The sequence below is a fragment of the Pseudogulbenkiania sp. AW2-16 genome (assembly GCF_056824575.1).
Window position 1 is genome coordinate 131440 of sequence record NZ_CP157668.1, and the last position, 14982, is coordinate 146421.

The following is a 14982-nucleotide window of genomic DNA, read 5'->3' on the forward strand; positions in this document are numbered from 1 at the left end:
TCCGACTGCGCCGAAATGCCGACGGCTCGCAGCGGGCGGCGGCACCTTAGCGCACCGGCGTCAAACGCCCGCCCATGCCCTGCGCGCAAGGCAGAATTCGAGTAAACTGGTCGGGTATTTTCAACCCGGTCCCCGGCCATGTTCCAGAAACTGACCCGACTCTTCGGCCGCGACGCCGCCACTTCCGACTCTTCCGACACCATGGCACTGACAGATACCCAGGTACTCCAGGCCCTCTCCGGCCTGATCGACGACAACACCGGCAAACCGTACACCGCTGCCAAGGCGGTCAAGAACCTGCGCGTCAGCGACAGCGAGATCGCGCTCGACGTGGTGCTGGGCTACCCGGCCAAGAGCCAGTTCGACGCCGTGCGCGGCGCTTTCGAGAACGCGCTGGCGCCGTTGGCCGAAGGCCGTAGCATCAAGGTCGGCGTCAGCAGCCAGATCGTCAGCCATGCCGCCCAGCGCGGCGTGCCGTTGCTGCCGGGCGTGAAGAACATCATCGCCGTGGCGTCCGGCAAGGGCGGCGTCGGCAAATCCACCACCGCCGTCAACCTGGCGTTGGCGCTGGCGGCCGAAGGGGCGCGCGTCGGCCTCTTGGACGCCGACATCTACGGCCCGTCGCAACCGCTGATGATGGGCCTGCAGGGGCGGAAACCGGAAACCGACGGCAAATCGCTGCAGCCGGTGGTGAATTATGGCGTGCAGACCATGTCGATCGGCTACCTGGTCGACACCGACCAGGCCATGGTCTGGCGCGGCCCGATGGTGAGCCAGGCGCTGCAGCAGCTGCTCAACGACACACGCTGGGACGATCTGGACTACCTGGTGATCGACATGCCGCCGGGCACCGGCGACATCCAGCTGACGCTGGCGCAGAAGGTGCCGGTGACCGGCGCGGTGATCGTCACCACGCCACAGGACATCGCCCTGCTCGACGCGCGCAAAGGGCTGAAGATGTTCGAGAAGGTGAGCGTGCCGATCCTGGGCCTGGTGGAAAACATGGCGATCCACATCTGCTCCAACTGCGGCCACGCCGAGCATATCTTCGGCAGCGGCGGCGCCGCCAAGATGACCGAGGAGTATGGTGTCGAGCTGTTGGGCTCGCTGCCGCTCGACCTCGCCATCCGCCAGGCGGTGGACGAAGGCAAGCCGAGCGTGGTGGCGGACCCGAACGGCCCGATCGCCGCCGCCTACCAGGCCATCGCGCGCCGCGTGGCGGTCAAGGTCGGCGAGAAGGCGCAGGACTTCTCCAGCAAGTTCCCCAAGATCGTGATCCAGAACAACTGATCGTGTCGACAAGGTTGGCCGAAGCCTTCGGCCAACCTTAGCCTGCGAAAAAACACGGCAGTTCACCGGCTGCCGTGTTTTTTATTTCCCGCCATCACGGGGCCGGCGGGTGCATCGTCTCGTACAAGGCGATCTGCAGCCGCGAGTGCAGCTGGATCAGGCGCTTCCAGAACAGCACCGCTACCGCCCCCACCGCCAGCACGATCACCAGCAGCACCTCGCTCGGCGGCAGGATGCTCACGCTCAGCGCTGACAGGAACAGCAGGATGCCGATCAGCGCCCCCACCGGGATCAGTTCGGCGATCACGCGCCGCGAGGCCGTGGTGAGCTGGCCGGCCATCTCCGGCCGTACCGAGAGCTCCGCCAGCAGCATCGCCAGCGCCTTGAGCTTGCGGTAGATCGCCACCAGAAACGGCACCGACAACAGCAGCGCCGCACTCCACAGCAGCGCGTTGACCAGGCGTGTGTCGCCGCGACCAGCCAGCCACTCCGGTCCGAAGTAGGCGGCAGCCAGGAAGATTGCGGTCACCAGGCACAGGTTGACCAGCACGTGCAGCACGATGCGGCGGACGATGGCCAGCAGTTCGGCGCGCTCCTCTTGCGGCTGAATGCTCTGCAACCACGCGGTGTAATACCCCAGCCCGCGCTTAACCGGTTCGGGCGAGAGCCGGTTCACCAGCCCGGCAAACGGTTCGGCGGCGCGGATCAAATAGGGGGTGAACAGGGTCGTCAACGCCGAGACGGCCACCGCCACCGGGTAGAGGAAATCGCTGGTTACCTTCAGGGAGAGACCGAGCGCGGCGATGATGAAGGAGAACTCGCCGATCTGCGCCAGCCCCATGCCCACCCGCATCGCGGTGCGACCGTCGTTGCCGGCGACGAAGGTGCCGAGGCTGCAGGTAACCACCTTGCCGACCACCACCGCCCCGGTGATCAACGCGATCGGCCAGGCGTACCTCAGCAGCACCGCCGGGTCGAGCAACAGACCGATGGCGACGAAGAAGATGGCGCTGAACATGTCGCGGATCGGCTCGACCAGGTGCTCGATCTGCTTCAGCTCGCGCGACTCCGCCATGATCGCCCCGATCAGGAACGCCCCCAGCGCGATGCTGTACTCCAGCTGCAACACCAGCAGGCAGAAACCGAAGCACAGCCCGAGCACCGTCACCAGCAACATCTCGCGGCTCTCGAAGCGCGCCACGTAGGCCAACAGGCGCGGCACGATCAGGATGCCCAACACCAGCGCCACCACCATGAACAGCGACAGCTGGCCCAGCGTGCTCAGCACCGCTCCCGCCTCGACCCGTCCGCTGATGGCGATGCCGGACAGCAAGGCGATCATGCCGATAGCAAGAATATCCTCGACAATGAGGATGCCGAAAATCATTTGCGCGAAGCGCTCGTTTTTGAGCCCCAGCTCGTCCAGCGCCTTGACAATGATGGTGGTCGACGAGATCGCCAGCATGGCACCGAGAAACACCGAATCCATCGTGGCCCAGCCGAAGTACTTGCCGATCTGAAAGCCGATGGCCACCATCGCCACGATTTCGGTCAGCGCCGCCAACAGCGCGGTGACGCCGACGCTGGCCAGTTTCTTCAGGCTGAACTCGAGCCCGAGCGAGAACATCAGGAACACCACGCCAAGTTCGGCCAAAATCTTGACCGTGGCTTCGTCCTGGATGAGAGCGAACGGCGGCGTGTATGGGCCGATGATCACCCCGGCCACGATATAGCCCAGTACCACCGGCTGACGCAGGCGGTGAAACAACACCGTGACCAGGCCGGCTATCAGCATGATCACGGCAAGGTCGTGGATGAAGGACGTGGCGTGCATGGGCTTCCTCCCTGGGTGGTCGAGGCCGTTAACGTAGGGCAACGGCGGGGTCATCGATGCGGGCACGGCCGACAGCCACGCCCACCCGTCAAGAGAGAGAACCTTTCAGAACGTCAGAGTTCCCGCCCAAGCGCCATTAAAAGCATTTTTTTGTTGATCTAGCAAAATAAATAACAAAATCCAGAAAAAACAAAAATAGTGTGAAATAGCACTTGAACTTCATCGGCTTGCCGTCAGAGGGCAGGAGGATTGCCTCCGCCCCCCTGCTACTCAGCCTGCGCGCGCCATCCTCCGTACCGCTTCGGCCAGGCGGTCGATGCCCGTCGTGTAGGCCACCCGCACGTGCCCCTCGGCGTGGTAGGCGCCGAAATCCGCTCCCGGCGTGATCGCCACGAGCACCTCGTCCAACAGACGCTGGCAATAGCCAAAGCTATCATCGGTCACCGCACTGACGTCGGCGTAGACGTAGAACGCCCCTTCCGGCTGTACCGGGATGCGCCAGCCCAGGCTGGGCAGTGCTTCGAGCAGGAAGTCGCGGCGCCGGCCGAACTCGGCGCGCCGCTCCTCCAACAAGGCCAGCGTCTCGGGCTGAAACGCCGCCAGCGCCGCACGCTGCGCCGGCGCCGGCGGGCACAGGAACAGGTTCTGCGCCAGCCGGATCGCCGGCTCCACCAGTTGCGGCGGCACCACCAGCCAGCCCAGGCGCCAACCGGTCATCTGGAAGTACTTGGAGAAGCTGTTGATCACTAAGGCTTCGTCCGCCACCTGCAGCACGCTCGGCGCGTCCACGCCGTAGGTCAGGCCGTGATAGATCTCGTCGACGATCAGAGCGCCACCCCGGCGGCGGCATACCTCGGCCAGCTCGGCCAGCTCGCTTGCGCCCAGCAATGTACCGGTGGGATTGGCCGGGCTCGCCACCATGGCCGCCGCCGTGCGCTCGTTCCAGGCGACATCCAACTGTGCCGCCGTGAGCTGGTAGCGGCTCTCGGGCCCCACCTCCACCGCGCGCGGCACCCCGCCCAGCAGGCTGACGAAGTGGCGATTGCAGGGGTAGGTCGGATCGGCCATCACCACCTCGCTACCCTCTTCCACCAGCAAGGCCAGCGCGATCTGCAAGGCGCCGGAGGCTCCCGGCGTGACGATGATGCGCGCCGGATCGAGCTCCACGCCATGACGGCTGGCGTAGAAGCCGGCAATCGCCTGGCGCAGTTCGGGCAGCCCCTGTGCTGCCGTATAGAAGGTATCTCCCTGGGCCAGGGCCTGTCGTCCTGCTTCGACGATGGCGGGCGGCGTGGCGAAGTCCGGTTCACCCACTTCGAGATGGATCACATCGTGCCCCTGCGCCTGCAAGGCACGGGCCTTCTCCAGGATGGCCATGACCTGGAACGGGGAAATACTGTCGAGACGGGACGCTAGTTTCACACTGTCCTCTGCTGCTGAAGCGACTGTGGTCAGTCGGGATATAAAGGTAGGGGGCCGACGGCATCGGCCGGGTTTCATGCGAGCAGTGTACCAAGCACAACGGGGAAAGGCAGAACGATACCAGACTGTTGACAGAGCCGAATCTCATCCATATAATTCGCCTCTCATTGACCGCGGAGAGGTGGCAGAGTGGTCGAATGTACCTGACTCGAAATCAGGCGTACGGGTTCCCGTACCGAGGGTTCGAATCCCTCCCTCTCCGCCAGTCAACACAACTAAGCCCTTGAGGAATCAAGTGCTTTTTTGTTTTTTCCTTCCCTGGAAACGCCGGTTTCCGTCCCTGACTTTGTTCTAAAGTTAGTTTTTTGATCTAAAAAACACTTCGCCATAACATCTTCAAGCTACTGATTTACATGGATTTTTTCCTTACTTCTAGCCAGAGATAGCTCAAGGGCACTTGCGGCAACGGCCGAGTTCACAATCGGAGAGTTCATACATGGCTCCCAGTGGTTGATGTGTTGACATCAATAGGTTGCATCAGGTTGTATGGTGAGTTAAATAGCATCGTATTTACGTTTAGATTAGGTTTTTCTCACCAAATGACCGCAAAGAAGACACTTAGCCAAGTAAGCGATTTCGAAATCCGTTTGCTCCGTCTATTCAAGACCGTGGTGGAATGTGGCAGCTTCACAGCCGCCGAAGGGGTGCTGGGCATCAGCCGATCGGCCATCAGCCTGCACATGGGAGACTTGGAGAAGCGGCTGGGAATGCGCCTGTGCCAACGCGGCCGGGCCGGCTTTGCCCTCACCGACGAGGGACGCGAGGTGTTGCGTGCGAGCCAGACCCTGCTCGCCGCCATCGAGGGTTTCCGCAGCGAGGTCAACCAGCTGCACCGCCAGCTGCGCGGCGAGCTCAACATCGGCATCATCAACAACATGGTGACCCAGCCGCACATGCGCATCACCCAAGCCTTGAAGGCGCTGCGAGCACAAGGTCCTAGCGTGCATATCAATATCGGGATGATGACACCTAGCGATATTGAGCTTGGGGTTCTTGATGGGCACCTCAATGTGGGTGTGGTCCCATTGATCAGCCCCTTGGCGGGACTGGAATACATGCCACTCTACGAAGAACGCTCCTTCCTCTATTGCAGCCGGGAGCATTCATTTTTTGGGCGTCCTGATGCGGAGATAACGGACGAGGAACTACGCAATGCCGATGCTGTGGCCCCTAGCTACCGACTGCCAGCGGATGCCATAGACACTCATCAGACATTGAACTGCACAGCGACTGCATCTGATCGGGAGGGCATCGCCTTTCTGATTCTCACAGGCAGTTTTATCGGCTTTCTTCCAGACCACTATGCCAATACGTGGGTGACGCAGGAAATAATGAGAACGCTCCACCCTCATCGTCTTCACTATGACGTACCACTTAGTGTGGTTACACGCAAAGGCAGGCGGCCTAATCTGGTGTTGGAGCGCTTTTTAGAGCAATTATCAATAAATAATTAATTTAGGTGGCCATTAACATGGCAGCACAAATCGAGGTCTGCCAGCTGTCGGTTAAAATTGGCGTTGCGGCCAAACCCTGAAGCAGGATGTGCTGCTATTTCCCCTCCGACCACATCGGTGCATCGCCCACCCGGTTGTCGGCCACCTCGATAATCCGATTCCATCCCCAGCCCAGTTCAGCCGGGGCAGTCCAATCATAGGGCAGGATTGCCTACTGGAGCCGGGGCAGTCGCATGGGGATACGGATGGACATGGATAGGCGCCAAAACGGCAGCCCCCCGTCAGACAAAAAAATCAAATATTTGATAATAAAAGGATTTTTCGTTTTACGCCACACAACCCCCTCCACGGTGGCGTTTCCGCATAAAATACCCCTCTGAACAGACAAGCAGGAAATAAAGCCAAGCATGGCCACCATTCTGGTTACCGGCGCCGCCGGCTACATCGGGTCGCACACCTGCGTCGAACTCCTCGCCGCCGGGCACGATATCGTCGCCATCGACAACCTGTGCAACAGCAAGCGCGAAGCGCTCAAGCGGGTGACGCGCATCAGCGGCAAGGCGCCACGCTTCTACCAGGCGGATATCCGTGATCGCGCGGCACTTGCCCGCGTGTTCCGCGAGTACGACATCGACGCGGTCATCCACTTTGCCGCGCTCAAGGCGGTGGGTGAATCGGTCGCCCAGCCGCTGACCTATTACCACAACAACGTCGCTGGCACGCTGTGCCTGCTCGAGTGCATGCGCGAGGCCGGTGTCCGCCGCCTGGTGTTCAGTTCTTCCGCCACCGTTTACGGCGATCCGCACACTGTGCCGATCCGCGAGGACTTTCCGCTCGGCCCGAGCAACCCCTACGGCCATAGCAAGCTGATGATGGAACAGGTGCTGCGTGACGTGGCGGCGTCCGAGCCCGGCTGGCAGATCACCCTGCTGCGCTACTTCAACCCGGTGGGGGCGCACGAGAGCGGGCTGATCGGGGAAGACCCCAACGGTATCCCCAATAACCTGATGCCCTATATCAGCCAGGTCGCCGTGGGCAAGCTCGAAGCGCTGAACGTCTTCGGCAACGATTACCCGACCCCCGACGGCACCGGGGTGCGCGACTACATCCACGTGGTGGACCTCGCCGTCGCCCATTCACGCGCGGTGGAGAGCGCCCACGACGGGGTGCTGACACTGAACCTGGGAACCGGACGCGGCTACTCGGTGCTGGAGCTGGTGGCCGCCTTCAGCCACGCCAGCGGACGCGACATCCCCTACCGCGTCGCGCCACGCCGCGCCGGCGACATCGCCTGCTGCTACGCCGACCCGGCACAGGCGGAGGCGAGGCTGGGCTGGCGCGCTAGCCGCGACCTGGCAGCCATGTGCCGCGACAGCTGGCGCTGGCAGCAGCAGAATCCGGCCGGCTACCCCGACGACGCCACGCGATAACCCCTCCGACAAATGACAAGAGGCCCGGCAATCTGCCGGGCCTCTTGCTTGGCGCGGATGGCGACACCACTGTCGCTCATACCGCCTCGACGTTGCTGTGCACCTCGCTCTGGTGCAGCACCTCCTGAGTCCACAGGACGGCGTCGGTGTGGTAGCGGTTGATCAGCTCGTCGTCGAACTCCAGCATCTTGGCGATGGTATGCACTCGCGCCGTGTCCCCCTGCTCGCATGCCATGGCCAACAGCAGCTGCGGCGCGAACAGCCCCTTGTGGTTGACGATGGCCTCGCGCACCGGCGCCGGCAGTTCGATCGCGTTCAGCGTGTCGGGAAACGGGATATTCAGCAGGGCATCCAGCAAGGAGAACATGCCGGTCAGGAACAGGTGCTCGGCTTCCAGCTTGTTGCCCCGGTAGGCGCCGAGCTTTTCCATGAAGCGGGCGCGGATCAGCGACTTCTCGAGCAGCGCCACCGAACGGCCGTCGTCCTTGCGCGCGGTGAACAGCAGCATCGACAGCCACTTGAACAGCGTGTCGCGCCCCAGCAGCATCAGCGTTTCCTCGATGCTCTGCACCTTCCGGCTCAGGCCGTTGACCGGCGAGTTGATGAAGCGCAGCAGCTTGAACAACAGCACCGAATCAAGCTTGAACTGCGCCTCGATCTCGCGGGTATCGGCGTTGGCGCGCAACAGTCGCATCAGTTCGAGCACCCGGACCTGGCTGGCATCGCTCTTGCCGGTTTCCATGCCGCGAACCAGCGTGACGAAGGAGCCGTGGAACAGCGCGAAACGATGGCTGCCCGGCGCGTGCAGGCAAACGTCCAGCTCTTCGGCGGTGCCGACGTTGCGCGCCAGCCAGCGCGCCTGCGGGTAGCGCTTGGGAAGCTGGTCGAGGATGGGCGCCAGCACGCGCGTGGACGGCGCGGCGAAATCCAGCACCATGAAGTCCATGCGGCTGAACAGTTCCGGCTGCAAGCGCTCGGCCAGCGCCTGGCTGTCGTAGCGCGCCGGCTCGACGGCAAAGCGCAGACCCTTCTGCTTGAGGGCATCCAGTCGCGGCAGCAGCGCCTCGGTCAGCGGCTCGTCGCTGATCGGGTCGAGCACCAGAATCACGCTCTTGGCCGGCAGTTCGTCGAGCAGGGGCTCGTCGAGCGAGGCAATGGAGATGTTGACGAAGGCGCGGCGGTACGCCAGCAGGCGGAACACGTCCATGTTCTGCAGCGTGGAGAGCATCAGGCGATCGAATTCGCACTGCTTCTTGCCGGTCATCGCCGCCTGCTGGGCCTTGCGTACGGCGAACTCGTACGCCACCACGTGCTGCAGCCGGTCCATGATCGGCTGATGGGACACGAAGCCCAGCGTCGGCGGCAGGGTGACCGGCTGCCCGCGCGCCGCCAGGGTCATCTCGGTGTCGGGAGCGGAGACCGCCTCGGCGGGAGCGGCCTCCACCTCCTTGGAGGAGCCTCCCGTCAGGCTACCCAGCAGATTTTTCAGCATGATCAGAACATCCTTGAAAACCGCACGCTATGCATGAGGCATCGAGCCTCATACCACTCTAGCCGATCCGGCCCGGAATGCGCGGGGTATCGACGTGCACGTCGCCACATTGCGCGCGATGGCGCAGGGCGTGGTCGATCAGCACCAGCGCCAGCATGGCCTCGGCGATCGGCGTGGCGCGGATGGCCACGCACGGGTCGTGGCGGCCGTGCGTCTCGACCATGATCGGGTTGCCCTGTTTGTCGATGGAGCGGCGCGGCGTGGCGATGCTGGAGGTCGGCTTGATGGCGATGTTGACCTCGATGTCCTGGCCGGTGGAAATCCCGCCCAGGATGCCGCCGGCGTGGTTGGAGGCGAAACCCTCGGGCGTCAGCTCGTCGCCGTGCTCGCTGCCACGCTGCGCCACCGAGGCGAAGCCGGCGCCGATCTCCACGCCCTTGACGGCGTTGATGTTCATCATGGCGTAGGCGATGTCGGCGTCGAGGCGGTCGTACACCGGTTCGCCCCAGCCCACCGGCACGTTCTCGGCCACCACGCGCACCTTGCCGCCGACCGAGTCGAGGCTCTTGCGCACCGCATCCATGTAGGCTTCGAGCTCCGGCACGATGGCTTCATCCGGGGCGAAGAAGGGGTTGGCCGAAACATGCTCCCAGCTGGTGAACGGGATGAGCTTCTCGCCGACCTGGCTCATGTGGCCGCGGATCACGATGCCGTGCTGCTCTTTCAGCCATTTCTTGGCGATGGCGCCGGCGGCGACGCGCACCGCGGTCTCGCGCGCCGAGGAGCGGCCGCCGCCGCGCGGGTCGCGGATGCCGTACTTGTGCCAGTAGGTGTAGTCGGCGTGGCCGGGCCGGAAGGTCTCGGCGATGTTGCCGTAGTCCTTGGAGCGCTGGTCGGTATTGCGGATCAGCAGCGCGATCGGGGTGCCGGTGGTCTTGCCCTGGTACACGCCGGAGAGGATTTCCACCGTGTCCGGTTCGCGGCGCTGCGTGACGTGGCGGCTGGTGCCGGGCTTGCGGCGGTCGAGCTCCTGCTGGATGTCCGTCTCGGACAATTCCATGCCGGGCGGGCAGCCGTCGACGACGCAGCCGATGGCCGGTCCGTGGCTTTCGCCAAAAGAGGTAACGGTAAACAGCAGGCCCATGCTATTGCCAGACATCGCTTCATCCCTTGCTTATTTTTCGGTGATCGCGATCGATTTTAGCACGGGAGCGGCTTTGCTTCTGCGGCACGTTCGGCCGGCGCGGCAGGCGACCAACCCGCTACCAGGGGACGCTGCCGCTGCGACGGCGATACCAGCCGGTGACCGACAGGCGCTGCTGGCGGGCGGGCAGCACTTCGTGCCAGAAACAGTCGGACAGGAACAGCACCAGCGTGCCGGCTTCCGGCTCGATGTCGACGAACTCCTGGCATTCGTCGTCCAGATAGAGCCGGATCTGCCCGCCCGCGTCCTTCGGCCAACCTTCGTTGAGGTAGAACACCGTGGTCAGGGTACGCGCGTCGTCGTCGCGGAAGCGGTCGAGGTGTTTCTTGTAGAACGCGCCTGCCGGATAGACCGCGAAGTGCGACTCCAGCTCGGCCAAGCCCAGGTAGAGGCCGCGGTTGACCCCCCACATCACCTCGTCCATCGCCGCGTTGTACGCCGCCACCGCCGGTTGTGCGGCCACCTGGTCGAGCCACAGCACCGAGTCGGAACGGATTTCGGCACGCCGCGCTCGGCCGTCGGCGCGGCCGGTGGCGGCCTCGTGGAACAGTCCCTCCTCCCACACGGCCAGGCAGGATTCACGCAGCGCCGCGGTCAGCTCCGCCGGCAGGGCGTGGGGGATGACGATCCAGCCGTGCTCGGCGAGGGCGTCGATGGCGGTGTCCAGATCGAAGTTGAGCGCGCTCATAGGGTCTTTCAGCAAAATCGGTATGCTGCGGTTTCTATCATAGGCGCCAGCCCCTGGCCAATGCGCCAGATCAAGGCGCGGCGGACGAGCGGGACGGATGAGCCCTCAGCGCCTGTTTACGATCTCGCGAGCTAGAGCGAGGCAAGGCAAAAACGGCTGAGGAAGCGGAGTTTACAAGCAATAAATGAGCATTCCGAAGACGTTTTTAACGCCGTATCGCCGACGCGCAGCAGATCGTAAACAGGCTCTCAGCGCGCCCAGCGGGCGGCGCGCCATTCCGCCAGCCCCGCCTCGTCCAGATAGCTCCACGCCACCAGCCGGCTCGTCTTCTGTCCCTGCGCCATGGCGATGGTTTCGACGCGGCGGGCACCGGCCTGCTTGAGCGCGCGGTACAGGCCCGGCAAGTTGGCCTCCTTCGACACCAGCGACGAGAACCAGCAGCACTGCCGGGCGAAGCCGGCGCTCTCGCTGACCATGGTGCGCAGGAAACCCGCTTCGCCGCCGTCGCACCACAATTCCGCATGCTGGCCGCCGAAGTTGAGCACGGTCTTGGCCGGCCGCTTGCCGCTCAGGTTGGTGAGCTTGCGGCGCGTGCCCGCCTCCGCCTCCTGCGCCGAGGCGTGGAACGGCGGGTTGCACAGCGTGAGGTCGAAACGGTCGTCGCGCTTGATCACGCCCCGGAACACGTTGGCCGAAGACGCCTGGCGGCGCAGCCTGACCGCCCCGGCCAGCACCGGGTTGGCGTCGACGATGGCCTGCGCCGAGCGCAGCGCCAGCGGGTCGATGTCCGAGCCGACGAAGCGCCAGCCGTACACCGCGCGGCCAATGATCGGATAGACGCAGTTGGCGCCGACACCGACGTCGAGCGCGTTGACGCGCGCCGGCAACGCCCCGCCGTTGCTGGCGGCCAGCAGGTCGGCCAGGTGATGGATATAGTCGGCGCGGCCGGGGATGGGCGGACACAGGTAGCCGGGTGGAATATCCCAGTGCGCGATGCCGTAATGGTGCGCCAGCAATGCCCGGTTGAGCATCTTCACCGCCGCCGGGTCGGCGAAATCCACGCTGTCGTCGCCGTAGGCATTACGGGCGACGAAGCGTGCCAGATCCGGACAGGCGGCGATCAGCGCCGCGAAATCGTAGCGCTGACGATGCGCGTTGCGCGGATGCAGCCCGGGTTTGGGTGGCGTGGTTTTGGGGTGGGTCATGAAATCGGCCACAAACAGGATGCGGAGGATTGTACGGGGTTTGCTCCCGCCTCAACACTGCCCCGTCGCCTCCGAGCCAGAACGCGGCCTGAGCCCATCCACGCCGGGCACAAAAAAACCGCACGGCCATGGGCCGTACGGTTTGGTGCCGTCCGCGAGAACCGGGGCTTGCGGGACTCAGGCGTCCAGGTTCTTCGACACGATCTCGTACACGTCGCGCGACAGCGGCAACGCCAGCAGACGCTCCAGCTCGGCCTTCATCAGGCCGCGGCGCACCGGCTCGAGTTTCTTCCAGCGGTTGAACAGTTGCACCAGCCGGCTCGCCACCTGCGGGTTGAAGCCGTCGATGGCGGCGACCTGCTCGGCCAGGAAACGATAGCCCGAGCCGTCGGCGGCGTGGAAGTGCAGCTGGTTGCGGCCGAAGCTGCCCAGCAGCGCACGCGCCTTGTTGGGGTTCTTCAGCGAGAAGGCCGGGTGTTCCAGCGCCTCGCGCACGCGCGGCAGCGTGTCCGGCAGCTGGCAGCTCGCCACCAGCATGAAGTACTTGTCCATCACCAGCGCGTCGTCCTGCCAGCGCCGGGCGAATTCGCCGAAGCAGTGATCGCGCTCCGCGCCGGCGCGGTCGCGCAGCGCCGACAGCGCCCCCATCTGGTCGGTCATGTTGTCGGCCTGCAGGCACTGCGTTTCCGCCGCTTCGGCCGGCCAGACGTCGTCGAGACGGCACAGCATGGCGAGCGCGAGGTTCTTCAGAGCGCGCTTGCCGGCGTCCTGCGGCCGGTAGCTGCGGGTCTGGTAGAGATCGTAGGCCTCGTGCCACTCGCCGCGCAGCGCCTGCGCCAGACCGTCGAGCATCGCCTCGCGCCCCTCGTGGATCAGCACCGGATCGGCATCGTCGACCAGTTCCAGCAGCTCGGCCTCGGCAGGCAGCGTCAGCATCAGCGCCTTGAACGCCGGATCGGCGGCATGGTCCTTCAACACGGCGCGGAACGCCGCCACCAGCGTTTCGGACGACGAGCCCTGGCGCCCGGCCTGACGCTCGGCGATCTGCTGGCGCAACAGGCGCTGCCCCAGGGTCTGGCCCGCCTCCCAGCGGCAGAACGGATCGCTGTCGTGTGCCATCAGGAATGCCAGTTCGTCGTCGCGCCAGGCGAAGTCGAGCCGCACCGGCGCCGAGAAGCCACGCAGCAGCGACGGCACCGGCTCGGCCGGCACGTCGACGAACACGAAGCGTTGTTCGGCCAACGTCACGTCGAGCACGCGCGAGGTGCCCGCCGCGTCGCTCTCGCCCTCCAGCCGCAACGGCAGGTCGGCGCCGTCCTCGCCCAACAGGCCCAGCGCCAGCGGGATGTGGAACGGCTGCTTGTCGGGCTGCCCCGGCGTGGCCGGGCAGCTTTGCTTCACCGTCAGCGTGTAGCTCTGCTCGGCCGGACTGTACTGGCCGCTCACGCTCAACAGCGGGGTGCCGGCCTGGCTGTACCACAGCGCGAACTGCGCCGAGGTCCACGCCGTTGGCGTCGGCCATGGCGGCGCGGAAGTCGTCGCAGGTGACGGCCTGGCCGTCGTGGCGCTTGAAGTACAGGTCCATGCCCTTGCGGAAGCCGTCGCGGCCCAGCAGGGTCTGGTACATGCGCACCACCTCGGCGCCCTTCTCGTACACCGTCATGGTGTAGAAGTTGTTCATCTCGATGTACGACTCGGGACGGATCGGGTGCGCGGTCGGGCCGGCGTCTTCCGGAAACTGCAAGGCGCGCAGCTGCTTGACGTCGCTGATGCGGCACACCGCGCGGCTCGACATGTCGGCCGAGAACTCCTGGTCGCGGAACACCGTCAGCCCTTCCTTCAGCGACAGCTGGAACCAGTCGCGGCAGGTGACGCGGTTGCCGGTCCAGTTGTGGAAGTACTCATGGCCGATCACGCCCTCCACGTTGTGGAAGTCGTCGTCGGTGGCGTTTTCCTGGCGCGCCAGCACGTACTTGGTGTTGAAGATGTTGAGGCCTTTGTTCTCCATCGCCCCCATGTTGAAGTCGCCGACCGCCACGATCATGTAGATGTCGAGGTCGTACTCGAGGCCGAAGCGCTCCTCGTCCCACTTCATCGCCCGTTTCAGCGACTCCATGGCGTGCGTCACCTTGTCCTGGTCGGCCGCCTCGGTCCACACCTCCAGCGTCACCTGGCGCCCGCCCGGGGTGGTGTGGCTGTCGCGCCGCACCGCCAGCCGCCCCGCCACCAGCGCGAACAGATAAGCCGGCTTGCGGTAGGGGTCGACCCAGCGTACCCAGTGGCGCTTCTTGTCGACCATGCCCTCGCCCACCTTGTTGCCGTTGGACAACAGCACCGGGTACTTCTGCTTGTCGGCGACGATGGTGGTGGTGAACTTCGACATCACGTCCGGACGGTCGAGGTAATAGGTGATCTTGCGAAAGCCCTCCGGCTCGCATTGGGTGAACAGGTTGCCGTTGGAGGCGTAGAGCCCCATCAGGCTGGTATTGGCGGCCGGATCGAGCTCGGTCTCGATCTCCAGGATGAAACTGTCCGGCACGTCGGCGATCACCAGCGTCTCGTCGCCCAGGCGGTAGCGCCCTTCGGCCAACCTTTCGCCGTCGAGCGTCACCGCCACCAGCTTGGCGCAGCCGTCGAGCCGCAGCTCGGTATCGTCATGACCGCTATGGCGCCGCACGAGCAGGCGCGAATAGACGCGCGTCACCTCGTCGAAGATGTCGAACTTCAGGTCCACGCGGTCCAGGTTGAACGCGGGAGCCTGGTAATGTTTCAGGTATTTCACTTCGGGTTGCTGGGCCATGTCTTCACCTAATCAAGGGCCGTTTCAGGTGATTCCGCCCTGCTGCTGCTCGCTGGCGTGGTCGGCCAGCCGCGCAGACACCACTGCGGCGGGATAGCGCCGC

9 protein-coding genes, 1 tRNA gene and 1 pseudogene are annotated in these 14982 nt (G+C 64.5%); 4 read left to right on the plus strand and 7 right to left on the minus strand.

Going from position 1 to position 14982, the window contains the following annotated elements:
- Window positions 1–201 precede the first annotated feature (201 nt).
- Window positions 202–1290, plus strand: coding sequence for an iron-sulfur cluster carrier protein ApbC (gene apbC, locus ABKF58_RS00625; protein WP_482584412.1), 1089 nt, complete (start codon window positions 202–204; stop codon window positions 1288–1290).
- 94 nt (window positions 1291–1384) lie between these two features.
- Here apbC and ABKF58_RS00630 read toward each other — a convergent pair whose 3' ends face one another.
- A complete protein-coding gene (locus ABKF58_RS00630) occupies window positions 1385–3124 on the minus strand; it encodes a cation:proton antiporter (protein ID WP_482583032.1) in 1740 nt (579 codons plus the stop codon).
- A 270-nt stretch (window positions 3125–3394) separates the two neighbouring features.
- The gene (locus ABKF58_RS00635) at window positions 3395–4546 is read right to left on the minus strand and encodes a pyridoxal phosphate-dependent aminotransferase (RefSeq protein WP_482583033.1); all 1152 of its coding nucleotides are present in this window, start codon (window positions 4544–4546) and stop codon (window positions 3395–3397) included.
- A gap of 175 nt (window positions 4547–4721) precedes the next feature.
- On the opposite strand from ABKF58_RS00635, the gene ABKF58_RS00640 reads away from it, so the two are divergent.
- The 3 genes from ABKF58_RS00640 (at window position 4722) to galE (ending at window position 7490) form a co-directional block, all read left to right on the plus strand.
- Window positions 4722–4811 (plus strand) — tRNA-Ser (locus tag ABKF58_RS00640).
- Window positions 4812–5145: 334 nt separating this feature from the next.
- Entirely contained in the window at window positions 5146–6060 is a 915-nt protein-coding gene (locus tag ABKF58_RS00645; RefSeq protein WP_482583034.1) for a LysR family transcriptional regulator, read from the plus strand.
- 407 nt (window positions 6061–6467) lie between these two features.
- Window positions 6468–7490 (plus strand): UDP-glucose 4-epimerase GalE, encoded by a 1023-nt coding sequence (galE, locus tag ABKF58_RS00650; protein ID WP_482583035.1) that lies wholly within the window; start codon window positions 6468–6470, stop codon window positions 7488–7490.
- A gap of 76 nt (window positions 7491–7566) precedes the next feature.
- On the opposite strand, the gene ABKF58_RS00655 is transcribed toward galE, so the two are convergent.
- The 5 genes and pseudogenes from ABKF58_RS00655 to pepN all read right to left on the minus strand — a co-directional run bounded on the left by ABKF58_RS00655 (window position 7567) and on the right by pepN (window position 14879).
- The gene (locus ABKF58_RS00655) at window positions 7567–8982 is read right to left on the minus strand and encodes an EAL and HDOD domain-containing protein (RefSeq protein WP_482583036.1); all 1416 of its coding nucleotides are present in this window, start codon (window positions 8980–8982) and stop codon (window positions 7567–7569) included.
- A 58-nt stretch (window positions 8983–9040) separates the two neighbouring features.
- The gene (gene aroC, locus ABKF58_RS00660; protein ID WP_482583037.1) at window positions 9041–10141 is read right to left on the minus strand and encodes a chorismate synthase; all 1101 of its coding nucleotides are present in this window, start codon (window positions 10139–10141) and stop codon (window positions 9041–9043) included.
- Between the two features lie 103 nt (window positions 10142–10244).
- On the minus strand, window positions 10245–10874 hold the full coding sequence (locus ABKF58_RS00665; RefSeq protein WP_482583038.1) for a 2OG-Fe(II) oxygenase: 630 nt from the start codon (window positions 10872–10874) through the stop codon (window positions 10245–10247).
- Between the two features lie 248 nt (window positions 10875–11122).
- Window positions 11123–12079 carry a 23S rRNA (adenine(1618)-N(6))-methyltransferase RlmF gene (rlmF, locus tag ABKF58_RS00670; RefSeq protein ID WP_482583039.1) on the minus strand — a complete coding sequence of 319 codons (957 nt, stop codon included), beginning with the start codon at window positions 12077–12079 and terminating at the stop codon, window positions 11123–11125.
- A gap of 177 nt (window positions 12080–12256) precedes the next feature.
- Window positions 12257–14879 (minus strand): annotated as a pseudogene (gene pepN, locus ABKF58_RS00675) (aminopeptidase N).
- Window positions 14880–14982 lie beyond the last annotated feature (103 nt).

Coding starts and splice junctions, on each gene's coding strand:
- galE (WP_482583035.1), top strand. CDS start 6,468: ATGGCCACCATTCTGGTTACCGGCGCCGCCGGCTACATCGGGTCGCAC.
- rlmF (WP_482583039.1), bottom strand. CDS start 12,079: ATGACCCACCCCAAAACCACGCCACCCAAACCCGGGCTGCATCCGCGC.
- ABKF58_RS00665 (WP_482583038.1), bottom strand. CDS start 10,874: ATGAGCGCGCTCAACTTCGATCTGGACACCGCCATCGACGCCCTCGCC.
- apbC (WP_482584412.1), top strand. CDS start 202: ATGGCACTGACAGATACCCAGGTACTCCAGGCCCTCTCCGGCCTGATC.
- ABKF58_RS00645 (WP_482583034.1), top strand. CDS start 5,146: ATGACCGCAAAGAAGACACTTAGCCAAGTAAGCGATTTCGAAATCCGT.
- ABKF58_RS00655 (WP_482583036.1), bottom strand. CDS start 8,982: ATGCTGAAAAATCTGCTGGGTAGCCTGACGGGAGGCTCCTCCAAGGAG.
- ABKF58_RS00630 (WP_482583032.1), bottom strand. CDS start 3,124: ATGCACGCCACGTCCTTCATCCACGACCTTGCCGTGATCATGCTGATA.
- aroC (WP_482583037.1), bottom strand. CDS start 10,141: ATGTCTGGCAATAGCATGGGCCTGCTGTTTACCGTTACCTCTTTTGGC.